23 protein-coding genes, 1 pseudogene, 1 riboswitch and 1 other annotated feature are annotated in these 24,024 nt (G+C 40.4%); of the genes and pseudogenes, 6 read left to right on the top strand and 18 right to left on the bottom strand.

Annotated elements, in window-relative coordinates; translation table 11 throughout:
- Positions 1-22: 22 nt before the first annotated feature.
- From C9414_RS05070 to C9414_RS05045, 6 genes are all read right to left on the bottom strand, one after another.
- Positions 23-1,522: an extracellular solute-binding protein gene (locus tag C9414_RS05070; RefSeq protein ID WP_107163198.1), complete on the bottom strand. Its 1,500-nt coding sequence runs from the start codon at positions 1,520-1,522 to the stop codon at positions 23-25.
- Between the two features lie 25 nt (positions 1,523-1,547).
- Positions 1,548-2,408 (bottom strand): carbohydrate ABC transporter permease, encoded by an 861-nt coding sequence (locus C9414_RS05065; RefSeq protein ID WP_106025828.1) that lies wholly within the window; start codon positions 2,406-2,408, stop codon positions 1,548-1,550.
- A 219-nt stretch (positions 2,409-2,627) separates the two neighbouring features.
- Positions 2,628-3,380, bottom strand: coding sequence for an NAD-dependent epimerase/dehydratase family protein (locus tag C9414_RS05060; RefSeq protein ID WP_047203513.1), 753 nt, complete (start codon positions 3,378-3,380; stop codon positions 2,628-2,630).
- A 47-nt stretch (positions 3,381-3,427) separates the two neighbouring features.
- The gene (locus tag C9414_RS05055) at positions 3,428-4,330 is read right to left on the bottom strand and encodes a dienelactone hydrolase family protein (protein ID WP_107163197.1); all 903 of its coding nucleotides are present in this window, start codon (positions 4,328-4,330) and stop codon (positions 3,428-3,430) included.
- Between the two features lie 130 nt (positions 4,331-4,460).
- Positions 4,461-6,875: a leucine--tRNA ligase gene (leuS, locus tag C9414_RS05050; protein ID WP_107163196.1), complete on the bottom strand. Its 2,415-nt coding sequence runs from the start codon at positions 6,873-6,875 to the stop codon at positions 4,461-4,463.
- A gap of 97 nt (positions 6,876-6,972) precedes the next feature.
- Positions 6,973-7,194: a binding site (T-box leader), on the bottom strand.
- A gap of 103 nt (positions 7,195-7,297) precedes the next feature.
- Positions 7,298-7,627, bottom strand: a complete 330-nt coding sequence (locus tag C9414_RS05045; RefSeq protein WP_224929310.1) for a DUF4257 domain-containing protein — start codon at positions 7,625-7,627, stop codon at positions 7,298-7,300.
- Positions 7,628-8,049: 422 nt separating this feature from the next.
- On the opposite strand from C9414_RS05045, the gene ytvA reads away from it, so the two are divergent.
- Positions 8,050-8,853 (top strand): YtvA family blue-light photoreceptor, encoded by an 804-nt coding sequence (ytvA, locus tag C9414_RS05040; protein WP_047203516.1) that lies wholly within the window; start codon positions 8,050-8,052, stop codon positions 8,851-8,853.
- 84 nt (positions 8,854-8,937) lie between these two features.
- Positions 8,938-9,636 (top strand): sunset domain-containing protein, encoded by a 699-nt coding sequence (locus C9414_RS05035; protein WP_047203517.1) that lies wholly within the window; start codon positions 8,938-8,940, stop codon positions 9,634-9,636.
- Between the two features lie 65 nt (positions 9,637-9,701).
- Here the strand turns inward: C9414_RS05035 and C9414_RS05030 are convergent, their stop codons facing one another.
- Genes C9414_RS05030 through C9414_RS05005 form a run of 6 tightly spaced genes read right to left on the bottom strand, consistent with a single transcriptional unit; the run spans position 9,702 to position 14,171 of the window.
- Positions 9,702-11,012, bottom strand: coding sequence for an ABC transporter permease (locus C9414_RS05030; protein ID WP_047203518.1), 1,311 nt, complete (start codon positions 11,010-11,012; stop codon positions 9,702-9,704).
- On the bottom strand, positions 11,002-11,700 hold the full coding sequence (locus tag C9414_RS05025; protein WP_047203519.1) for an ABC transporter ATP-binding protein: 699 nt from the start codon (positions 11,698-11,700) through the stop codon (positions 11,002-11,004). Before C9414_RS05025 ends, C9414_RS05030 begins: the two co-directional genes overlap by 11 nt.
- Positions 11,701-11,721: 21 nt before the next feature.
- Complete coding sequence (locus C9414_RS05020; protein WP_107163195.1) at positions 11,722-12,717, bottom strand: ABC-2 transporter permease; 996 nt, start codon at positions 12,715-12,717, stop codon at positions 11,722-11,724.
- The gene (locus C9414_RS05015) at positions 12,711-13,589 is read right to left on the bottom strand and encodes an ATP-binding cassette domain-containing protein (protein WP_007501894.1); all 879 of its coding nucleotides are present in this window, start codon (positions 13,587-13,589) and stop codon (positions 12,711-12,713) included. Before C9414_RS05015 ends, C9414_RS05020 begins: the two co-directional genes overlap by 7 nt.
- Positions 13,582-13,974, bottom strand: coding sequence for a GntR family transcriptional regulator (locus C9414_RS05010; RefSeq protein ID WP_019743690.1), 393 nt, complete (start codon positions 13,972-13,974; stop codon positions 13,582-13,584). Before C9414_RS05010 ends, C9414_RS05015 begins: the two co-directional genes overlap by 8 nt.
- A gap of 17 nt (positions 13,975-13,991) precedes the next feature.
- A complete protein-coding gene (locus tag C9414_RS05005) occupies positions 13,992-14,171 on the bottom strand; it encodes a hypothetical protein (RefSeq protein WP_039180825.1) in 180 nt (59 codons plus the stop codon).
- A 193-nt stretch (positions 14,172-14,364) separates the two neighbouring features.
- On the opposite strand from C9414_RS05005, the pseudogene C9414_RS05000 reads away from it, so the two are divergent.
- Positions 14,365-15,192, top strand: a pseudogene (locus tag C9414_RS05000) (IS1595 family transposase).
- Between the two features lie 34 nt (positions 15,193-15,226).
- On the opposite strand, the gene C9414_RS04995 reads toward C9414_RS05000, so the two are convergent.
- Entirely contained in the window at positions 15,227-15,559 is a 333-nt protein-coding gene (locus tag C9414_RS04995; protein ID WP_039183270.1) for a hypothetical protein, read from the bottom strand.
- Between the two features lie 152 nt (positions 15,560-15,711).
- A complete protein-coding gene (locus C9414_RS04990) occupies positions 15,712-15,987 on the bottom strand; it encodes a YtzC family protein (protein WP_039180834.1) in 276 nt (91 codons plus the stop codon).
- A 152-nt stretch (positions 15,988-16,139) separates the two neighbouring features.
- On the opposite strand from C9414_RS04990, the gene mnmL reads away from it, so the two are divergent.
- Both mnmL and mnmM read left to right on the top strand, forming a co-directional pair.
- Positions 16,140-17,105 carry a tRNA modification radical SAM protein MnmL/YtqA gene (gene mnmL / locus C9414_RS04985; protein WP_017358356.1) on the top strand — a complete coding sequence of 322 codons (966 nt, stop codon included), beginning with the start codon at positions 16,140-16,142 and terminating at the stop codon, positions 17,103-17,105.
- Positions 17,102-17,674, top strand: a complete 573-nt coding sequence (mnmM, locus tag C9414_RS04980) for a tRNA 5-(aminomethyl)-2-thiouridylate-methyltransferase MnmM (RefSeq protein WP_107163194.1) — start codon at positions 17,102-17,104, stop codon at positions 17,672-17,674. Before mnmL ends, mnmM begins: the two co-directional genes overlap by 4 nt.
- A gap of 118 nt (positions 17,675-17,792) precedes the next feature.
- Here the strand turns inward: mnmM and C9414_RS04975 are convergent, their stop codons facing one another.
- On the bottom strand, positions 17,793-18,872 hold the full coding sequence (locus tag C9414_RS04975; protein ID WP_039180839.1) for a tetraprenyl-beta-curcumene synthase family protein: 1,080 nt from the start codon (positions 18,870-18,872) through the stop codon (positions 17,793-17,795).
- 30 nt (positions 18,873-18,902) lie between these two features.
- On the bottom strand, positions 18,903-19,682 hold the full coding sequence (locus C9414_RS04970) for an alpha/beta hydrolase (RefSeq protein ID WP_024424906.1): 780 nt from the start codon (positions 19,680-19,682) through the stop codon (positions 18,903-18,905).
- Positions 19,683-19,727: 45 nt separating this feature from the next.
- On the opposite strand from C9414_RS04970, the gene C9414_RS04965 reads away from it, so the two are divergent.
- A complete protein-coding gene (locus C9414_RS04965) occupies positions 19,728-20,243 on the top strand; it encodes a gamma carbonic anhydrase (RefSeq protein ID WP_047203523.1) in 516 nt (171 codons plus the stop codon).
- A gap of 142 nt (positions 20,244-20,385) precedes the next feature.
- Here C9414_RS04965 and asnB read toward each other — a convergent pair whose 3' ends face one another.
- Positions 20,386-22,284, bottom strand: coding sequence for an asparagine synthase (glutamine-hydrolyzing) (gene asnB, locus C9414_RS04960; RefSeq protein WP_024426217.1), 1,899 nt, complete (start codon positions 22,282-22,284; stop codon positions 20,386-20,388).
- Positions 22,285-22,432: 148 nt separating this feature from the next.
- The gene (gene metK, locus C9414_RS04955; protein WP_039180847.1) at positions 22,433-23,635 is read right to left on the bottom strand and encodes a methionine adenosyltransferase; all 1,203 of its coding nucleotides are present in this window, start codon (positions 23,633-23,635) and stop codon (positions 22,433-22,435) included.
- A gap of 195 nt (positions 23,636-23,830) precedes the next feature.
- A riboswitch (SAM riboswitch) is annotated at positions 23,831-23,965 on the bottom strand.
- Positions 23,966-24,024 lie beyond the last annotated feature (59 nt).

The raw sequence follows: 24,024 nt of genomic DNA, 5'->3' as shown, positions 1-24,024 counted from the left end.
TTTGCGGGGGTGTTCCTATTGGTCATTTTGATTTTTTAAAGGCAGCTTCATATTCTTCTATGATTTTATTCCCACCATTTGATTTCCACTTCTCTACATCCTTCTGAAATTGATCTTCACTGATGTCTCCAAGAATGAACTTATACGTCGCATCATCGATGATTTTCTTCAATTCGTTTCCACGCTCTGATGCTGTTTCTGAATACAGGCTTTCAGCAGGATTGGCAACGATGATGTTTTTATTGTCTTCTTCTAGCTCTTCATATTTAGAACGAACTGCATCCCCTTTATTTTTCAAGTAACGTTTATCAATTCCTACAAGACTGACAAGCGGCTGGACATCTGTCTGCCAGCCTTTTACTTGGCTTTCTTCCCTGACAAATGTATTCCCTTCTTCTTTCTTATAATGCTGGCCATCGATACCGTACGTCATGAGACCATATACATCTTCTTCGGCAATGCGGTCAAAGAAGGCCAAAATCCGCTTTAATTCTGCCTCTGATTTCACGCTTGTTTTAGGGAATGCGAAGATGCCATTATGACCACCTGATGCCCACACACGTTCTTTGCCATCTGGGCCTTTGATTCGGTTGATAATATCTACTTTCATGTTTTTATCTGTCGCATCATCTCGCAGGTTCACGGCATCTACCATATTTCCAACATAGATGCCTGCTTTTCCTTGTGAGAATAATTCCTGCTGCTGTGTTTTGCTTGTCACTGGGAAGTCTTTGTTGATATAGCCATTATCACGCAGCTTTTTCATGTATTTCATTGTATTCATATATTCATCTGTCATAAAGTCTGGCGTGAATTTCCCGTTTTCTTCTTTCCAGTCTGTAGGCATACCTTCATATGAACCAAGTGTTTTAAATGCTCCATAAATTAAATCGTTCCGATCCGTAAAGCCAATTGTATCCGCTTTTCCGTTTTGATTTGGGTCTTTTTCAGTAAAGGCTTTGGCTACTTCATATAGATCATCCAATGTTTTTGGTGTATCCAAATTTAAATTTTCAAGCCAATCCTTTCGAATGACAATCCCTTGTCTTGAAAGTGGTCTTTCTCTATAGATGCCATAAAGCTTGCCGTCTATAGAGGCGTTTTTATTAATCAGTTCGTTCATCTTATTTAAATTTGGATAATCCTTTAAATACGGACCGACTTCCCAGAACATGCCTGATCTGAACGCATTAATCGCAGACGAATTTTTAATGTCTTGAATCGTCACAATTTGCGGCAAATTCCCTGCTGCAAGTGCGGAATTTAACCGATCTTCCTTCACAGCATCAGGCACCCATGTAATATCAAGCTCTGTACTTGTGAGCTTCTCAATCTCTTTTAAAACGGAATCCTTCGGCGGCTGCTGATGATATAAAATCGCCATCCATGTCAGCTTTACCTTTTTGTCTAAATCAACCTTCTCATCTGATGAGTTTGCCCCTTTACTTGAACATGCTGACAAAATACCGCTTGCTGCAAATAACAGGACAAACGCTATCAGCCATAATTTCTTTCTCCCCATAAGATCCCTCCGTTGTTCCATCATTTTAACCCTTTACAGAACCTAGTAATGCCCCTTTGTTGAAATGCTTTTGAATAAATGGATAGACAAGCAGAACCGGAATGGTCGCCACAACAATGACAGCCATTTTAATCGTTTGGTCTGGCGGTGGTGTGGATGAGCCCATATCCGACATATCTCCCTGCATTCCGCTTGAGACAATGACAATCTGTCTCAGCAGCACCTGAATCGGCCATTTCACTGAATCATTTAAATACAGAATGGCGGTCATATACGTATTCCAATACGTCACGGCATAAAAAAGTGAAATGGTTGCAATGGCTGGCAAAGAAAGTGGCAGCACAATTTTAAAGAAAATCCCTAAATCGTTACAGCCGTCCATCTTCGCTGATTCCTCAAGACTTGCCGGTATGTTTTGAAAAAAGTTTTTCAAAATGATTAAATTGAACGCATTGATTGCAACCGGTAGAATAAGTGACCAATACGTATCAAGCAGACCAAGTGTTTTCACCACAATAAACGTCGGAATCATACCTCCGCTAAACAGCATCGTGAAGACAACGAGAAACATCAGTGTTCTCCGGCCTTTTAGCTCCTGGCGAGACAGCCCGTATGCCATAAGAGAGGACAAAAACATGCTGACAGCTGTTCCAACAAGCGTCACAAAAATGGACACAATGAGACTGCGATACACAATATCTGTAGAAAAAATATATCGATATGCCTCTAAAGAAAACGTCGTTGGGAACAAGATAAACTTCTTCGTGATGACCTCTTCTACTGTTGCAAAAGAGGCGGCAATGACATGGATGAACGGAAGCACACAAATTAATGCGAACATGAGTAGAAAAGAGTAATTAAATAAATTGAACAATCGGCCTTTAATAGAACGATCTATGTTCATCACGCCCTTTCTTTGAAAGCGTTATCATTTCAACTGAAAGTAAGCTGCAGCCTGTGACGATATCGTGATTAAAATGTAACAAACGAGGGAAGAAAGCGTCTATAATCATCTTGACAGACCAACTGAATAGATCATGTCAGCCGTGCTTTTATACTCATGAAACAAAAGAATAAGATCATTAGCTCATGACATGATTATGCCCTATGCCTGATCATTTTCTTCGAGTATTTCCGTCGTATTGACATCTGGTTTGTAGCCTAACTCCTGCTTCGTTTTCTCAGTAGACCATGGCTTTCCTTCATTCTCTGATACAGCATAATAGGTCCCAAAGGGAATATCCGATTCAATCGCTGCCTTTGTCATACCTGCAAGATCCTCATGTGACAGCAGTGTTCTTTTTGTTCTTTGCTTTTTGTATAATGCCTTCATCTCATCTGTCACAACTGTTCCAATCCGTAAGTTGATGACAGACATTCCCGTTTGATCGTGGAACAAACGCCCCAACTGTTCGGAAGCAAATTTTAAAATGCCATAGACATTTTTAGTCGCAGGCACATCGTCAGTTGTAATCTGCCGTCCAAGTAAGGAGCGTCCATCCTCTTCATAACGATCAGTCACATGGTTGCTGCTTGCAAAAATGACTTTTTGTATGCCAAGCCGCGCGGCTGACCGAAACATATAATAGGTACTCCTCCAAAAAATATCAGTCATTTTTGCAAATTCTTCATGATCCATCACATCATGCGTCATGTCAATGTTTAGAAGATGCAAGATGACATCTGTATCCCGCGGAATTGCCTCATATACATTCTGTTCATTCGCTGCATCGGCTAAAATGACTCCTTCTACACAGCTCGTCAGATCAATAATCGTGACACTGTACTCAGTAGAGAGCGCTTTTGTTAAAAGGCGTCCAATTACACCGCATCCGCCAATGATGGTGATTTTTTTCATCTGTCTCCTCCTTTCTTTTGACGTAGTATGTCCAAGCGTTTTCTTGATTACAGCCACTTTTTCAAAAATCGTGTCGCCTCGTGACGCATAGCGGCTGTTTCAAAATGACCTGCATGAAGATGGGCAAGCTGATATCGTTCTTTCAATGAAGCAGCTTGATAGGTTTGACTCAATACCTTTTGAATCCTTCCAACGCCTTCAGCAGGGGTGAGCTGATCAAGTTTTCCAACTAAGCTTAAATGCGGTCTTGGAAAAATCATTTCTTGAATGTCCGCTGCTGTAAAATACTTTGCTAATCTCGGTACATAGTAATAAAAGCCATGCCTGTCCAAATTGTTCGTTTCAATTAATGTATGATGATCCACCTGTGCGCAAAGATCAACACACACACTGACCCTCTCATCAAGTGCAGCCGTCCACCAGGAAAGGAGACCGCCCATTGACATCCCAAAGACAGCTAACCGGTCCGCCAGTACATCAGATCGAGACAGCAAATAATCAATCGCACACATGCTTTCATAGAGCATCATGCCCCACATCACTTTTCCTGTTAAAAGCATTTCCTTAAAAATTTCACTTTCTGTTCTTCCCCTTCTCTCACCAAACCCTGCATGATCAATGGCCAGTACACTATATCCTTTTGACGTAAACTCTTTTGCATATGAAGGCGTTTGCAAATAATGAGCACCCTCTAACAGCTCTTCCTTCCCGTTCACGTAATTACCGCCATGAGAGTGTTGGAACAGTACTACGGGTCTTTTTTTCACCGTATCCTTCGGTTTCACGAAATAAGCAGGGACTTCCTCTACACCATTCATAGAGAGAATAAGTGTTTCCACTACATATGATTCACGTTCCTCCATTTTTAACGTATAAGCCTCCACGCGATGACGTTCTGGCATTTCTCCTAACAGACTGAGCAGTTGTTCACGTTTGCTTTCCTTTTCCATTGACGTCACTCCTCATTTTTTTGATCACCTGTTAAAATACGAGATCCAAGAAAGAATCACCTTGTTTTCGACAAAATTATGTCCCGGGAAATAAAGAACACCCACCGGTTCATACCGATGGGTGTCATCATTAGTTCGCAACAATATTGACAAGCTTCCCAGGAACCGCAATCACTTTACGAATGGTTTTCCCTTCCAGCTGTTCTTTTACTCGTGCATCATTTTTCGCAAGCTCTTCTAACTGCTCCCTTGTTGCATCAGCAGGAACGGTTAATTTTGCTTTTACTTTACCGTTAAGCTGTACGACAATTTCTACTTCATCGTCGACAAGCTTTGACTCATCATATTGAGGCCATGCTTCATAAGAAATAGACCCTTCATGACCAAGTTTATTCCAAAGCTCTTCTGCTAAATGCGGTGCAATTGGAGAAAGAAGCTTTACAAAGCCTTCTGCATATTCTTTCGGCAGTGTATCAGCCTTGTAGGCATCGTTGATAAACACCATTAATTGTGAAATGCCTGTATTGAAACGCAAGCCTTCATAATGATCTGTTACCTTCATTACGGTTTCATGATAGCTGCGTTCTAATGCGCCGCCAGATTGCTCTGTCACTTTATCACTGAGTGAGCCATCTTCATTTGTAAATAGACGCCATACACGATCAAGGAAACGACGAGCACCATCAAGTCCTGTTTCAGACCAAGCAATTGACGCATCTAAAGGTCCCATGAACATTTCATAAAGTCGTAATGTATCTGCACCATGAGATTCTACGATATCATCCGGGTTAACCACATTTCCTTTTGATTTACTCATTTTTTCATTGTTTTCTCCAAGAATCATGCCTTGGTTGAACAATTTCATGAAAGGTTCTTTTGTTGGAACAACACCGATATCATACAAGAATTTATGCCAGAAGCGTGCATATAGAAGATGCAGTACAGCGTGTTCTGCTCCGCCGATATACACATCAACTGGAAGCCATTTCTTCAGCTTCTCAGGAGATGCAAGCTCTTCTGAGTTATGAGGATCAATATAACGTAAGAAATACCAGCAGCTGCCTGCCCATTGCGGCATTGTATTCGTTTCACGGCGGCCTTTCTTACCTGTTACAGGATCTACAACCTCAACCCAGTCTTTAATATTGGCTAATGGTGATTCACCTGTACCACTTGGCTTAATCTCAGTCGTCTTAGGCAAGATCAGTGGAAGCTCTTCCTCTGAAACAGCTGAAGATGTTCCGTCCTCCCAATGAATGATTGGAATTGGTTCACCCCAGTAGCGCTGACGGCTGAATAGCCAGTCTCTTAAACGATATGTGACTTTCTTTTCACCTTTTTGATGTTCTTCAAGCCATGCAATCGCTTTTTCAATCGCCTCTTCTTTTCCTAAGCCATTTAGGAAATCAGAGTTAATGTGCTTCCCATCACCTGTGTAGGCTTCTTTTTCAATGTCTCCGCCTTCTACAACTTCTTTGATTGGAAGATCAAAAGTTTTAGCGAATTCATAATCACGTTCATCATGAGCAGGAACCGCCATAATAGCTCCAGTCCCATAAGTGGCTAACACGTAATCTGCAATCCAGATCGGCATTTTTTCACCATTTAACGGATTGATGGCATACGCCCCTGTGAAAATACCCGTTTTCGTTTTGGCAAGATCTGTCCGCTCTAAATCACTCTTTGATTGAATTTCTTTGATATATGCTTCGACTGCTTCTTTTTGGGCAGCTGATGTAATTTTTTCAACTAGTGCATGTTCTGGAGCAAGCACCGCATAAGTTGCACCAAATAGTGTATCAGGACGCGTTGTAAAAACCGTAAACTGTTCGTTATGCCCTTCTACTTCAAAATGAACGTGCGCACCTTCAGAGCGTCCAATCCAGTTACGCTGCATATCTTTGATGCTTTCAGGCCAATCAATGTCCTCTAAATCTTCTAACAGCCTGTCCGCATATGCTGTAATCTTTAGCATCCACTGCTTCATAGGACGTCTTTCAACAGGATGGCCTCCGCGTTCACTTTTTCCATCAATGACTTCTTCGTTTGCAAGCACTGTGCCAAGCGCTGGGCACCAGTTCACTGGTACTTCATCGATATAGGCCAATCCTTTTTCGTACAATTTTAAGAAAATCCATTGTGTCCATTTGTAGTAATTCGGATCTGTCGTGTTGATTTCTCGATCCCAATCATACGAGAACCCTAGTGATTGAATTTGGCGGCGGAAGTTATTGATGTTCTCTTCTGTAAAGGCCGCCGGGTCATTCCCTGTATCAAGTGCATACTGTTCTGCCGGGAGACCAAATGCGTCCCATCCCATTGGATGAAGAACATCATATCCCTGCATACGTTTCATGCGTGATAAAATATCCGTTGCTGTATAGCCCTCAGGGTGCCCGACATGAAGTCCTGCTCCTGATGGATATGGAAACATATCAAGCGCATAAAACTTCGGTTTATCTTCCGAGTCAGATGTGGCGAATGTTTTATGTGTCAGCCAATAATCCTGCCACTTCTTTTCAATTTCCCGATGCTGAAAACTCAATGTGAAAACCTCCTTTAATATGTACGGCTTTATCTGCTTAGATGACCACTGCAAGAATTCAGATTTTTCTAAAATCAACAAAAAACCCTCATCCCTGGAAAGGGACGAGAGATTTTTTGGTTCCCGCGGTACCACCCTTGTTAGCGTAACATGCTGTTCGTACGCTCACTTAATATCTTTAACGCAGACATGCGACAGAAGCTTTAACGCAACTGCAACTCTGAGGCGAGTTCAGAAGCAGATTTGATTGACTTTCACCAGCCGTCAATTCTCTAAAGACAAATACTGCTTTCCTACTACTCCTCTTCACTGTTCTTATCGTAACCGTCATCTAAGTAGTATTTTATAGAATTATGATCATAAGTGCAAGCAGGTTTGTATACAATGGGAATGTACCCTAGACTAGGGTAAAGTAGAGGATATTATTCGTGTGGAGATCGGTTATGACGGCTGGAGTCTGCATCCTGTGAACGCTGTTCTCTTACAAAATCAAAGCTTCGCAGAACTGCTTCTCCTCCGTAACCTGAAATAATTGATAAGATGATCAAGTGCAGACTAGAATCGGGATTTGAGGATAAGACAAGCAGTGTAGCAGCAATCATCCCAACGAGCCAATCTTCAATAAACCCTAAGTAAATAAACTTTTTTGTCATTCTGGGCTTCTCTAGCCTGCCTTTTTTCTTTACGTGACCGAGAATGCCCATGACCCCTCCAATGGCGCAAGCAATAATGACTTGTTGCAGCATTTTCATCACCTTCCTAAAGCCCTTAGAATAGTAAAGCGACTTCAGGCTGTCCAGCCCCCTGTAATGCCATTCTGCTGTTCCGTCATAATCCATGTAAAAGGTCTATTCTCTCTAACGAAGAAAAAAAGCTTGTTTCTTCCATTATATGTGAATGACCTAAAAACAATCTTGATGCATTGGAATCATTTTCACCTAATCCATATTAACTATTTTTGTCATTTTATGAATGTTGAGTAATTGATTCCTTCTTTTTCTAATGAAAAGTCTCCTTACTTACTCTATTCTAATGGAGGACAAACTATGATGACAAATTTAACAAAGCGTTTGCAATCGTTGAAACAGAACATATGTTATGTTACGTTTATAAGGATTCATTTGGTCGAAAAGACAACCATTTGATATGTCTTATAGCAGCAAAGGAGGGTAATATGGTCAGCTCGAACATTTTCGGCTTGCAAAAACAGCTTGAACTCATCAAAAAAGCGCTGGATCATGCGCGCATCGGTGTTGTCATTACAGACCCTTCCTTAAAGGATAACCCTATCGTTTATGTGAATCATGGATTTACACAAATGACTGGATACAAACCAGATGAGATTCTTGGGCGTAATTGTCGATTCCTTCAAGGAAAAGACACGGATCAAAAGCAGCTTGCTTTAATTCGTCATGGAATTCAAAACAAAACACCTATTACCACACAGCTAAAAAATTATAAAAAAGACGGCACTTTTTTTTGGAATGAACTCAATATAGATCCTCTATACATTGAACAAGATGACAAAACATTTTTCATTGGTTTTCAAAAGGATATTACGAAACAGAAAGAATATGAACAGCTCCTAGAAGATTCCTTACAGGAAGTCACCTCTCTTTCGACGCCAATCGTCCCAATCAAAAATGGTGTATCTGCCCTTCCGCTTATCGGGAAATTATCTGAAGAACGCTTTGATGCCATTGTCGCTAAGTTAACTTGTATATTAGATGATTCAAAGGATGATTATTTAATTGTCGACCTTTCTGGTTTAATCGAAGTCGATGATTCCGTCGCAGCACGTATTTTTAAATTGCATCATCTTCTCAATCTAACGGGAACCGAACTAATCATCACTGGAATCAAACCGCAGCTTGCGCTGAAAATGAAAGACCTCGATACAGATTTCCAAAATACGATCACTTATTTGACAGTAAAAGAAGCCATAAAAGGATTACCATTAGCTGAAAACCCTGTGTAAACAGGGTTTTTTTAATTGAACCGCTCCCCAAAATGGAAAAATGAGGTATGATAGGTGTAAATAGCATTAGGGGGGCTGTTAGATATGTTGTTACTCATATTGGGTCTTTTATGTGTTTGTTTTGCCATCGGATATGCCGTCAATTTCTTCTTATTCAAACACCAGAACGAGCTGATTTTTTCAAAGAAACTTTTTTATCCTTTTTTGATCATTGGTCTCTTCTTTTCCATTATGTCATTACCGTTTGCTGCTGCAAATGCGCCAAAAGCACAAACCGATCCATCTTCCGAACAGCTTTTAAAGGATCAAAAGGAGCTCTCAGCTGACATTTCGAGCTTAAAAGCTGATAAAGAGTCGCTTACCTCCTCTTTAGAAGACGCGGAGAAGGAAAAAGAAAAGCTGGAAAAAAAGCTAGAAACCATAACCTCAGAAAAAGAAACGGTCAAACAGCAAGAAAAGACCATTCAATCGCTTGAAAAGAAAATAGACAAGCTTACCTCCAGCAATGAAACACTCAAACAAGAAAACAAGAATAGCAGCAGCGATACGAAGTCTTCCACCGTCCAGCGCTCTGCTCCTAAAGATGAAGGAAAAAACACAGGCGGTCATGAATCACAAAAGGAAACAAAAAAAGAATCAGCTGCCTGTAACATTAAAGGGAGTGTCAACGGTATTTATCACACACCAAGCAGCAGATACTACTCTAGAACAAAAAATGTAACCAAAATGTTCTGCTCCGTAGAAGAAGCAGAGCGTGCCGGATACAGGGCACCTAAGCAATAGCGATGTTTAATTAAGATTAAAAAGAACCTCCTGAGCGCCCAATCGGGTTTCCAGGAGGTTCTTTTTTAAATTTCTCTTCTTAAAGCTGATAATACATTCGTTTTTGTTGCCTTACGTGCTGGGTTCAGCCCTGAGATGATTGCTACCCCTGCGCTGATCACTGTTGCTGTAATCACAAGGCTAAGCGGAATATAGGAAAAAGTAATCGAGAATTGATCGCTTGATCCTCCCTCAGACATGGACGACAAAATGGCTGGGATGATTAAATTAACGGCAAAACTAATCAAATATGAGATGATAATACCGATGATTGATCCGATGACTCCAATATAAGCACTTTCCATTAGGAACATTCGCTTGATAATGGATGGATTCGCGCCAATGGCTTTCATAATCCCAATCTCTTGTGTTCGCTCTGTTACCGCCATGGTCATCGTATTGAAAATACCGATGGCAGAAATAATGACTGCAATACATCCGACAAAAATAAGTCCAATTTTGAAGACTGTAAAGAACATAGCCATTCCTTCTAGCTGATTCGTCACAGAGATGACTTGGTAGCCCTCATCTGTTAGTTTATCCGTGAGTGCACCGACATTGTCGAATTTATCTGCATAAACAGAGGTCATTTTCTCGACATTTCCTGCTTCAGGAGACAGGTCGAGTATTTGGCCAAATTCTTTTTCATAAGCATTCGGAATCAGAATTTTATGATCCTCCTGCCACTCCAAATTCGGCTTTTTCAAAACACCTACTACACGGAAATCAAATGTTTTTTCTTTGACGACTTCATTTTCTTCATTTAGTTTTGGCACTTTGATTTGAACCACTTTATTTAAAATATCCTTCGTGTAGCCTTTAGGCTCCTTCGGTGTTTCTTCACCGTTTGACGTCTGATTTAATTCTTTTTCATAGGCTTCTCGCTCTTTTTTTGTCCACAGTTGTTCCGCCATATGATATCCGACCACAATTTCGTTCGCTGATGTTGGCACTTTTCCTCGGTCTAGTTCAAGCCCTGCTTCTTTTTCTTCTTTCATATCGGTCAAAGCAGCCTGTGTTTCACTTGAACGGTCATCGAGCTCGACGTTAACCGATGGAATGATCGATGTTCTTGAGACAACAGATTTTACATGATCATATTTCTTTAAATCATCAATCTTGACGTCTCCTTTTTCTTTTCCTAACACTTTAATTTCTGTGATGATTTGCTGCTTCATAATTTCATCTTGAGCTGATTTTTGCAAACCAAAACCGACAGACGCTAAAACGATTAAGAAAGAGCATGCCATTGTCGTCGCAAGAATGGTCATAAACACACGCAATCTATTTTTCTTCATATTTCTTCTAATGAATTTGACCTGATCTCTAAATTTCAATGGATTGTTCCCCTTTCTTTAATACACCATCGTGAAGCTGGAACGTTGTGTCTGCGATTGAAGCGACTTCATCGTCATGTGTAATGATGACGAATGTAATTCCTTTTTCACGATTGAGCTGCTGGATAAAGGCTAGAATTTCTCCTTCAGTTTCTGAATCGAGACTCCCTGTTGGTTCATCCGCTAAAATAATAGATGGATTTAAAATCAAGGCTCTTGCAATACTCACACGCTGCTGCTGTCCGCCTGACAGCTCATTTGGGTAATGTCCTGCGTGATGTTCAAGACCTACTCGTTTCAGCATTTCTTTTACTTTCTCTTTTCGTTCAGACGGCTTCACACCTTTTAAAGTGAGCGGAAGTTCAACATTCTCATACGTTGTTAAGCTCCCAATCAACTGAAAGCTTTGAAAGATAAAGCCAAAGTGGTCTAAGCGAAAGTCTGCCCATTCTTTTTCATTAAAGCCAGTCACATTGGTGCCATCAATGGTAATTTGTCCACTCGTTGGCGTAATATAGCCAGATATTAAGTTCAACAAAGTCGATTTCCCTGAACCACTTCGTCCAACAATACAAGCAATTTCACCTCTTTTGATGGACAGGTCAATCCCTTTTAGTACAGGAATTTCATTTTCCCTGCCTTTTTTTCCAATTTTAAATACATGATCTAATGCTTGAATCTGAATCATCTCTACTCCCCTGCTCTCTGTTTATCTTTTTCGATAGATTAAGAAATAACTCGTTAGTGCGCCCACAGCTCCACCGATGAGCATGCCAGCAATATAACCAAATAAGGAATTGTCTGAAGAAAATCCACCCCAGCCAAATCCTAGAACACCAAAGGCAATGACCAATATCTGAATGGGCCTATCCATTTTGGGGTAAACAAAGAATCGTCCATTTCGTTCAACTGGATGTTTAATAAAACTGAACAAACCAATGAGATAAAATACGATTAGCATCACAATTGGCACGATAAATTCTACACCTGTAAACCAAATTGGATTTTCAACTAAATTTCGAAATTGAAAACGGTCTGTTATATAAGTAATTGGAGCTATGGGCATAATAAAGTAGTCATAACTGATATCGACCCAACTTCTATCCGTTTTTAATAAATAGTCTAAATGAAACATCGGAAGCCAAATTAATAAATAAGGTAAAATTGATGTACTGAATGTAACAATGGCTTGACTAATTGCGCTTCCTGTTAAAGCACCTGCTGCAAGACACAAACTATAAAACATTAAGGTGGACACAAGTGCAATCAAATAACCACTGTTAAACGCAATCGTATATTGTGGTTGAATGCATAAAATGAGTATATAAGTAAAGACATATGACAATACATGAACGAGCGTGATAATTCCGGCACCTAGGAAAAACTTTGTGTGATAAATGGTCGTTCTGCTAAACGGCAAAGATAAAGTAAAATCAATTTGCCCTTTATTTCTTTCAAAACCCAACTGGGTAATTGCAAAAATTAAACTCATCGTCCATGAAAAGGTGATAAACATATCAGAACCGAAATCATAATAAAAGTAATTATCGAGTGGTGTACAAGTCGGATCGTTTAAACAAGTTTGAAAGGATGAGTATTCCATTAAAAAGGATAATGGCGTCGCAAAGACCGCAACAAGCATCACTAAAATGAAAGTCAGCTCAGACTGCTTCCATTCCTTATATAACAATTGCCGCTTTACCATCTGCGTTTCCCTCCAAACTTCGCAATGAATACTTCTTCTAAATTCACAGGCAGTTCATGCCAGACTTTTGGTTCAAGCGATTTCAAATACTCTTTTGCCTCTTCATCTGTTTTGAGTACAAGTGCTGTATAGAACACACCCGCTTGATCTAAAATGGCAACGCCTTTTTTTCTAATACTTAAGTTCATATCCTCTTCAAATGCCATCTGGATTTTAACGTAGTCATTTTTCAACTCATCTAAATCCATAACACTTGTGAGCTGATTTCCTTCCAAAAACCCGATTCGATTACACATACGCTCAATATCCTCTAAACGGTGGGATGTAATTAAAATCGTTGTTTGTCGTTCTGCCACCTCGTCAATCATCAACTGAAGAACATCATTTCTTGTGACCGCATCAATCCCGTCTGTCGGCTCATCTAACAAAATGACTGCTGGTTTAATGGCAAAACTTAAAATAAGGGACAGCTGTTTCTTTAAACCTGTCGACAATTCACGGTATTTCACTTTTTCCGGAATCTCATACCGGTTCACAAGCTCGTTGGCATATGTCACGTCAAACTTTGGATACAGTTGTTTTAACAGCTTCACAAGCTGCCCATAATTGTACCGGTCAAAGTAGGGATTTACGACTGGCATATACACAATATTTTGCTTCACTAACGGGTGGTCTTTTACGAGTACATCTTTAAAATAAATCTCTCCTTCATCCGGAAGAAGAATTTGCTGAATCAAACGAAGAAGTGTTGTTTTACCAGAGCCATTCCGGCCAAGCAGACCAAAGATTTCTCCTTCGCCTATCTTGAAGGAAACGTTGCTGAGTACTTCGCGCCCATTTAATTTCTTTGATACATTTCTGACCTCAATCAACTTGTTTTCCTCCTTTTAGACTTGAGCCGATCTCCTCCAGCCACTCTTTGAGTTGATGAATATCAATACCGGCATAATGAGCTTCAATAATAAGCTGCCTTAATTGCTCCTTCATCTCTAACACCTTCCCTTCATTCAGCTTTAACTGTGCACCTTCTGTCACATACGTTCCACGGCCTCTCAGTGTTTCAATAATCCCTTCCCGTTCAAGTTCTTTATACGCTTTGCTCACGGTGTTTGGGTTGGCAATAATAATGGTGGCGAGCTCTCTGACAGAGGGCAGTTTGTCACCTGGCTTCATCACGCCTTTTAAACATAAAATTTTGAGCTGCTCAATGATTTGTTCATATATTGGCGCAGCGCTTCTTGGATCTATTTGGATCATGATGGCTCCCTCTTTCCTCATTCATGCTTTTGCAGTCCTATCGCTTGTTCATGTCCTTGCATTAAAGGGACCGAATTGGGTATCAAATCTTTTTGAACTTCAAAACCAATGAAAACGAGAACGAAAAAAAATGTACATGCTAACGCAACAGCCAGCACCATCCACTTCAAATTGATTGGCTTTTTTTCTTTTTTCATGGTTGAACACCTTTCTTCACTTTTTAAGTGTCTGTAGTGTATTAGTTGATGTAGTACACTTAATACAATATAGACACTTAATTGAAAAGTCAAGAGACACTAGAAAAAAATAGGCTGTTTTCGTAAAGATTGTTACTTTCTTGATTATACTGTTAAAAGGTTGTTAAAGTGGGCATTCGGGAGGCGTTTAAGTATGTGGGAAAATGTTTATGAAGAGTTCAGCAATTTAACCAAATCAGAGCAATTAGCCTTGTTTAACGTAATGAAACAAGACTTGTTTCCAGACGAACCAGATAAAATGACGAAACTACTTAAAAGCATTCGTAAAGCCAGATTTGCTTCTGGTTTATGGTTGAGGGTTATACTCTACCCAAAATTGCTGAACGCCTTAAAATACAAATTTCCACCGCATTTTATTGGAGACATAAAATCTTGAACGCATCAGGCAGTTTTGGATTTAATCAACTATAAGGTATCGTTGAAAGTGATGAAACTTTCTTTCGTGAGTCTATGAAGGGGCGAGAAATCACCCATAGAAAAGCCAAAAAGCGTGGAGAAAATGACGAAAAGAGAGGTAATTCTAACCTTAAAATTGCTGTTGTCGTAGCACAAGACCGTAATGGAAGTGTAATTGCTCGTAAGGCAGGAACAGGTCGTGTTAAATCAGAAGGGTGAGTATATTCACCCTTCTGATTTGCTATGCACTGATACAGCAACAAACTATAAAAAGTTCGCCAAGATAACAGGATTACAACATGAACAGTCAATGAGCGTCAAAAACAGCGTGTAAAGAAGGGGATTTACCACATTTAACACGTTAATAATTTTTCATAATCGCCTGTAAAAGTGGATGGAGCGTTCTCAAGGAGTTGCAACAAAATATTTGGACAACTACCTCTACTGGTTCCGATGGCTTGATAAGGAAAAGAATTTAGCATTTGAAAAACGAGTAGAGCAAAGGCTTATTTTAGCGTGTCAAAAATCTAATTATAGTACAGTTGAGATGTTGAGAAGTGCATAATAAAAGACCCCAATATTAAGGTCTCTACAAGGTTTTAATTAGATACTATTACTTGGTTTTTGGACTTGCTTTTGAACAGGATTAGCACCCACCATACTAATAAAAATATATAGCCTATAACTGTATAGATAGACCAAACTGCCCCCTGTTGCAATTGACTAAATAAGTGTTCAAATTCATTCATTCCTTCTACTCTACCAATGCTATTTATCAGGCTAATAATCGGAATTGTAACAGTAAATACAATGGTTAGAATGGACAATCCCCTATGTTTATTTTTCACAACACTGAATATTGCAGTTCCAAATGTTGCTAAGAAAAACAAGTAATATAATGCCCAAAACCAATTAGGAAGAGTCTCCAACATTTTTTCTACCCCCTTGATTAAAGATATTTGCAATTTCTTTATATAACATATTTTAACAGAATAAAAACCAATTACAAATATATGTCCAAAAACAACAATCTTTGCGAAAACATCCAAAAAATAAAACAGACCCTTAAAAAAGGATCTGTTCATCAAACATTATCGTAAGAAATTCCTAATATCATTTGGTTTTGCAAGCTTTGAATTTGAACACGCGCCCTGTCTAACCGTTCTCTTTGCTGGTCATTGGCGACATCTTTTAATTTTTCTAATTCATTGACCGTATTCTCAAGCATGAGCTGTGCTTTAGAAAACTCTTCCTCATTATAATGTTCCTGTCGTGAGCTCAAATCAAATTGCTCACTTGCAAACTCAAGAGTTTCAGTACTTTTTTGGATAAATTCATCGATCGACTGCCTTGTTGCCATCTTACATTCCCTCCATTTCATCATCGCTCCCGCCTATTTTGCCCATATAAAGCTTTTTCACTAAAGAAAATGTTGGACAGATTCAATTGTCCTCCTTCGTGATTTTTGTTAAACTTTAAGGATGCCTATTATTATGCAAGGAGGTTACTGACTTGGATCAGCATAACCCTTTTTTATATTCAAACAGCGAAAAACGTTACCACACATGGAACTACCATTTGCGTGAACACTTTGGTCATAAAGTATTTAAAGTAGCCTTAGACGGCGGCTTTGACTGCCCAAACCGTGATGGTACCGTAGCCCACGGCGGCTGTACATTTTGCAGTGCCGCTGGTTCTGGTGATTTTGCAGGAAACCGGGCTGATGATCTCATCACTCAATTTAATGAGATCAAAGACCGGATGCATACAAAATGGAAAGACGGAAAATACATGGCGTATTTTCAGGCGTATACAAACACACATGCGCCGCTTCCTGTCCTAAAAGAAAAATATGAAACCGTCATGAACCTGGATGGTGTCGTAGGTCTATCCATTGCAACAAGACCTGACTGTCTGCCGGATGACGTAGTGGAGTATTTAGCCGAATTAAACGAACGCACTTACCTATGGGTAGAGCTTGGTCTTCAAACGGTACACGAACGGACAGCTATGCTCATTAACCGTGCTCATGATTATGAATGCTACGTTGAAGGTGTAGAAAAACTGCGAAAACACGGAATTCGTGTCTGCTCGCATATTATCAACGGATTGCCTCTTGAAAACCGGGACATGATGATGGAAACAGCAAAAGCTGTTGCGGATTTAGATGTGCAAGGAATTAAAATTCATTTGCTTCACCTTTTAAAAGGGACCCCAATGGTTAAGCAATACGAAAAAGGAAAGCTTGAGTTTTTAAGTCAGGAGGAATATGTTCAGCTTGTTTGTGATCAGCTGGAGATTCTGCCGCCAGAAATGATTATTCATCGTATTACAGGAGACGGCCCAATTGAATTAATGGTTGGTCCAATGTGGAGTGTAAACAAGTGGGAAGTACTAAATGCCATTAATGCTGAGCTTGAAAGACGTAACAGCTACCAAGGGAAACGTTTCGTCAGATTGGAAGAAGCAGCAAAATGATTTTGAAACGCATGCTTCCTTTTAGTAAAGAGCTGTTAGAACGCGCGTGTCAAAAAGGCGACATCGTCATAGATGCAACAATGGGGAACGGCCACGATACACTCTATTTAGCTGACCTTGTAGGAACTGATGGACAAGTGTTTGCATTCGACGTGCAAGAGGAAGCCTTGCAGCAGACAAGCAAAAGGCTTGGCGATCAATATCCTTACGTTCATCTGATCCATGATGGACATGAAAAACTGGCGGATCATCTGCCGAAGGATGTTTATGGATATATATCTGGTGCAGTGTTTAACCTTGGGTATCTACCTGGAGGCGATAAAGCCGTTACCACTCAGGCGCATACAACCATTGAAGCGATTAAACAACTCCTCGAATGGCTCAAACCCGGAGGACTGATCGTCCTTGTGATCTACCACGGACATCCTGAAGGTAAAAGAGAAAAAGAAGTGCTTCTCGACTATTGCAGATCACTGTCTCATGAAGAAGTACAAGTTTTATCATATCAATACATGAATATTCAAAACGACCCGCCTTTTGTGGTCGCAATTGAAAAAAAGCTAAAATGATGTGCATTTTAGCTTTTTTTCTTCTTTTCAGCGTGATAGAAAACCTTTGCAGACATGACATCGAATGCGAGGGTTTGTCTACACGCTAAAGCTCAAATCCTATTGGATTTGAGCTTTTTTATGATGATTTCATCCAAGGCATTTTCTGATAGGTCCGATAGGCTCTTCCGTTAATATAGAAAAAGAACGATGTTTTCCCGCTTGATTTGATCAGCCTTTTTGCCAGCTTGTTCATCTCTTTTTGGGCTGTCACTTTTTCATCGGACAAATAGACTGCCAGTAATCCTCTGTTAATCAATTTGTGAAAGTTCTCATGCGGAATGCCTTTCAGCTGCTCATCCGCTTTTTCAATAAAATGCTGTAGTCTATCCATCATCTCATGATGAGAATCGTAGTATGAGCAAAAGTTCAGATCTCCCCCAAGCCGGTCCTCTTCTTGGTCAATTAAATAATCGAGTAAAATGTGCAGACCTTGAATATAAGGGAAATAGCTTTCGTAAATTTGCTTCGCTTGCTTTTCTGTAAAATCAGGCTGCAGCGCATACGCCACAAGACAGAATATCCCTAACGTCGATCCCGCACAAGCTGAAAACTCATACCATTCCATCTTCGGCAAATCCTTTTCATATTGGCGGAACCACGACTCTAGCCTTGGCACACGCTCATGAGGAACAACGTGCTTATGTACTTGCAGATCACTATAGTAATCACACAGCGTGTGTAAATATGGCTGAATGATTGGATAATGCTCAACGCGCGTAAGCACGTCTTGACATGTGCGGACAAGCGCATGTAAGTATCCATGATCCTCTTGATCCTCACGGAATTGATAGTATGGCTTGAGCTCAGCATGAATATCAAGCGCATCTCTCATCGCTTGATGCAGCATATGAAAATCCTTTGGATCAAGCGACGTGCTGCGGTCACATAGGTTATCTAAGTAATCACTGATGGTTTGATATGCCACGATGAATTCAATACACGTTTCTTTCTCTTCACCTGCTAGAAGTGATAAAATACCTCCGCCTTCACAGTGAAACGTTTTACTAGATATGCTCGCTAGTGCCTGCGTTCTCAGTTCTTCATTTTCAATCATTTCTGCATGAGCCCTCCACTTTTTCAGCTCCTGATGAACAAGCGGAAAAATATCTTTATACACCTTTGTCATCAGTGCAAAAGGACGCTCTGGTACTGACAAATCACTCCACCCCCAACTTAAAGCTCACAATCAAATATATTGATCTGTAAAGGCTCTTGCCGCCTTAAACACATCTTCTCTTTCCGGTTCATTAAAAATTTCGTGATACAGCTCTTCCCATTCACGGTATGATTTATTGGTTGATTCTATGCCATTGAACCATTTGATTACCCTCGTTTTATCCACGATCTTATCATCGCCAGCCTGCATTAAAAGGAGCGGGATCGATTTAAAGACATTCGTCGGTTGCATCGCTGCATCGATATTTTTGATCAGCTCTCGATACCAGCGAACCGACACCTTTGTCACGTAAAGAGAATCATTTGAGTCTGCCTCAATGACCGCTTGATTTCGTGTCGCTAGTTCAATCGACAGCCCTGACTCTACTTTAAAAGACGGTGCCAGCACATTTAGACCTTTTGACGCAAAATCCATCAGCTTCTTCGGTTTAAATTGCAGACCTAAACAAGGTGATGATAAAATAAGGCCATTCAACTTCGTATGGGTATACTGCTTCATCCACTCAATTGAAATGAGTCCACCCATACTGTGTCCAAGTAAAAATGTAGGAAGCCTGAATGATTTCGCATGTTCGATCCATTCATCGACTGTATCAATGTATTCTTGAAATGAACGAATGTGGCCTCGCGCACGTGTCGATGTGCCTTGCCCAGGCAAGTCACCCATGACGACATGATAGCCTGCATTCCGCCACATTTCAATCAGCCATTTATATCGGCCGTGATATTCACTCGCACCATGTACAATCACAATTGTACCAACTGGTCTTTCAGCATGCCAAGTCCACAAAGTAAACACCTCACAAATGTTGTATTAAGAAAGGAAGTAGAAAAAGTGATTTATCCATATCATCAGTTTACACCTGAGATTCATGAATCGGTCTTTGTCGCAGAAAACGCCACCATTACCGGTGATGTCACAATTGGAGAATATTCGAGCGTGTGGTTCCAAACTGTCATCAGAGGCGATGTCGCACCTGTGAGAATTGGAAAGAACGTCAACATTCAAGATTTATCGTGCCTGCATCAAAGTCCTGGAAAAACACTTCTTATTGAAGATGGTGCTACCATTGGACACCAAGTCACATTACATAGCTCAATCATTCGAAAAAATGCCCTCATTGGCATGGGGTCCATCATTCTCGATGGTGCGGAGATTGGCGAAGGCGCCTTTATCGGTGCAGGAAGTCTTGTCCCTCAAGGCAAGGTCATCCCAAAAGGATCACTCGCTTTTGGCCGTCCAGCCAAAGTCGTTCGGCTGTTAACAGATGAAGATATTCAAGACATGGACCGAATCCGCAGAGAATATGTAGAAAAAGGACAATACTATCGTTCCCTTTTATCTCGTTAACATCATACGTGTATCTTCACTTTATCATGTTTTTTTCAGGATATTAAGCAATAACTATGAACCGCTTGTTATTTTACCCTTTTCCTCCACTTTCTATCATGACAAAAAAGGTTTTCAGCACAAAGCTGAAAACCTTTTTTCATTAACTGAAGATGACTTCTTTTGGTTGATGATTCAATTGCTCTGGATCAATACTACGCTCCACATAAATGCTGTGCCAAATCATAAAGATCAGAACGGTCCAAATCTTACGGCTATGATCTGCCTTACCAGCACAATGTTCATTTAATAAATCAAGCACATACGCTTTGTTAATATATTCGTCCGTTTGACTGTTTTTAATGATGTCTTTCGCCCAAGCGTTCATCTCATTTTTCAGCCAATGACGAATTGGAACAGGGAAGCCCAGCTTCTTGCGGTTTAACACATGGTCAGGCACAATGCCTTCTGCTGCTTTACGCAATAAATATTTCGTTGTGCCATCTTTTGTTTTCAGCTCTTCTGGAATTTTAGAAGCCGCTTCAAATACGACCTTATCAAGGAATGGAACACGAAGCTCAAGGGAATTCGCCATTGTCATCTTATCTGCTTTCAGTAAAATGTCACCGCGCATCCACGTATGAATATCAACATATTGCATTTTGTTAATATCACTGTAGCCTGCACTTTCCTCGAAGTATGTCTTCGTCACATCACGATACGTAATGTTCGGATCATACTGCTTTAAGAGGTTTTTCTTTACTGGCTCTTCAAAGATTTTCGCATTACCGATATAACGCTCCTCTAATGGTGTACAGCCGCGGACGATAAAGCTTTTTCCTTTCATTCCTTCTGGCATTAAGCGCGCCAGACGAAGAAGAAGCTTTTTCAGCATAGATGGAACAGATTCAAATGGTTTAAGAGAAAGCGGCTCACGGTAAATATTATATCCACCAAACAGCTCGTCTGCTCCCTCACCAGAAAGAACAACCGTCACTTGTTTCTTCGCTTCCTTTGCCACGAAGTACAATGGAATCGCCGCCGGATCAGCTAAAGGATCATCTAAATGCCAAACAATTTTCGGAAGCTCATTCATATATTCCTCAGGAGAAATCACGGCGCTGAAGTTTTGTAAGCCCAGCTTATCAGCCGTTTCCTTCGCCACATCAACTTCACTAAAGCCATCCTGCTGGAAACCAACAGAAAACGTCTTCAGCTCAGGATGAAATTCCTTTGCGACAGATACGATGAAAGAAGAATCGATACCACCTGATAGGAATGAACCAACAGGAACATCACTTCTCATGTGAATTTTCACAGAATCATAGATTGCATCGCGGACTTCTTCAATCAGCTTTTGTTCTTGTGTTTGTTCAGGCTTGAATTGAACTTTCCAGTAAGTCTTAAATTCAATCTCCTGTCCTGGGCGTAAAGTAAACTGATGACCAGGCTCTACTTTGTGCACCTTTTGGTCAAGTGTATTCGGCTCAGGTACGAACTGGAATGACATGTATTGCTGTAAGGATGTCTCATCAAATAAAATGTTCTCGTTCACTGCCATCAAGCTTTTGCGTTCAGACGCAAAGTACACTTGCTCATCCATTTGTGTAAAATAAAGCGGTTTGATGCCAAAAGGATCTCTTGCGCCATATAATAATTGCGCTTCTTTATCCCAAATTAAAAATGCAAACATGCCGCGAAGCTTTGAAGCCGCTTCTTCTTTATAATGACGGTATGTGGCAAGAAGTACTTCCGTATCTGAATCTGTGCTGAATGTATAGCCTTTTTTCACAAGCTCTTCCTTCAGCTCCACATAGTTATAAATTTCTCCGTTGAAAATAATCCAGTACTTTTCATCTTCATAAGAAAGCGGCTGCTTTCCGTGCTCAACATCTATAATACTTAAACGTCTAAATCCAAATCCTACATGCTCATCATGAAAGTAACCCTCATCATCCGGACCGCGATGAACGATGAGACGATTCATTTGTTTAATTAGCTCTTCCTGTTCAGTAGTTTCGGACAATGGACGGTGATTAAATACACCAACAAACCCACACATATTATTGCCTCCACGTTATGTTATTTCTTAAAAGTAGACCTATAATTAGACAGTATTTTGTCCGATTTTGTTTCACATTTTTTCGCTTTTTGCTGATTTTTTTTTAATCAAAAGGAAAACCGCTTAAAATAAGCGGTTTTCTATGTTGTTATTGTCCCAATGCTTCTTTACGAAGTGTTTCGGCTTTATCCGTTTTTTCCCACGGAAGATCTAAGTCGTGACGGCCGAAATGTCCGTATGCAGCTGTTTGTTTGTAGATCGGACGGCGCAGGTCAAGCATTTTAATAATGCCAGCTGGACGAAGATCAAAGTTTGCACGAACCACTTCAATTAATTTTTCTTCAGAAGCTTTTCCTGTTCCGAATGTATCAATTGAAATCGATACAGGCTGTGCAACACCAATTGCATAAGCAAGCTGTACTTCACAAGAATCTGCAAGGCCGGCAGCTACGATGTTTTTCGCTACGTAACGAGCAGCATATGCCGCAGAACGGTCAACCTTCGTTGCATCCTTACCTGAGAAAGCACCACCGCCATGACGAGCGTATCCGCCATACGTATCAACGATGATTTTACGTCCAGTTAAACCAGCATCCCCTTGAGGTCCACCGATCACGAAACGGCCAGTTGGGTTAATAAAGTATTTTGTCTGTTCATCAATCAGTTCACTTGGAACGACAGGGCTGATGACATGCTCTTTTAAGTCACTTTGGATTTGTTCAAGCGTCACTTCTGGTGCATGCTGCGTAGAAATAACCACTGTGTCAATACGAACTGGTTTGTTTTGCTCATCATATTCAACTGTGACTTGTGTTTTTCCGTCTGGACGAAGGTATGCAAGTGTCTCATTCTTACGTACTTCTGTTAAACGGCGAGATAATTTATGCGCTAGGGAAATCGGCAGCGGCATGAGCTCTTCGGTTTCGTTGTTGGCAAAACCAAACATCAATCCTTGGTCACCTGCACCAATCGCATCAATTTCTTCTTCAGTCATTGTTCCTTCACGTGCTTCAAGGGCTTTGTCTACACCTTGCGCAATATCAGCAGACTGTTCATCAATTGATGTAAGGACCGCACATGTTTCCGCATCAAAACCATATTTCGCACGTGTGTAGCCAATTTCCTTAATTGTGTCACGCACCGTCTTTGGAATATCGACATAAGTAGACGTTGTAATTTCACCGCTTACTAATACGAGACCGGTTGTAACAGAAGTTTCACAGGCAACACGTGCATTTGGATCTTTCTTTAAAATTTCATCCAAAATGCTGTCTGAAATTTGATCACAGATTTTATCCGGATGTCCTTCTGTCACTGATTCTGAAGTAAATAAACGACGATTTTGACTCATAATGGCTATTTCCTCCTGTACAAGACCACATCATCCCAAGATGAGGCCTCCAATATGATACGGAACTCGTTCCCTCTTATATTTAATAATGTTTATATTAGAGATGTTATTGGCAATTTGTTCATATGATATCCCAAAAATAAAAAAACCATTTCCTTCATTGCGAGGAAAGGGTCTGAGATCGCATGCCTTTCACTCTTATCGCTCAAGGTGTTCTTGTACCTTGCATCAGGTTAGCACCTTGGTTTCTCAGCATGTTCATGCCTTTTTCATAAGAAACCGGTTGCTGGGCTTCATCGGGCCTGTCCCTCCACCAACTCGGGATAAGAGTATCCGTTCAATAAGATATCTTATCTTAAACCCTTGCGTCATGTCAATGCTTCATAAGA

The organism is Bacillus sp. Nf3, from assembly GCF_003028545.1.
GTDB lineage: Bacteria > Bacillota > Bacilli > Bacillales > Bacillaceae > Bacillus > Bacillus safensis.
Note: the sequence above shows the minus strand (reverse complement) of the source record. Positions and strands in the feature narration are given on the sequence as shown.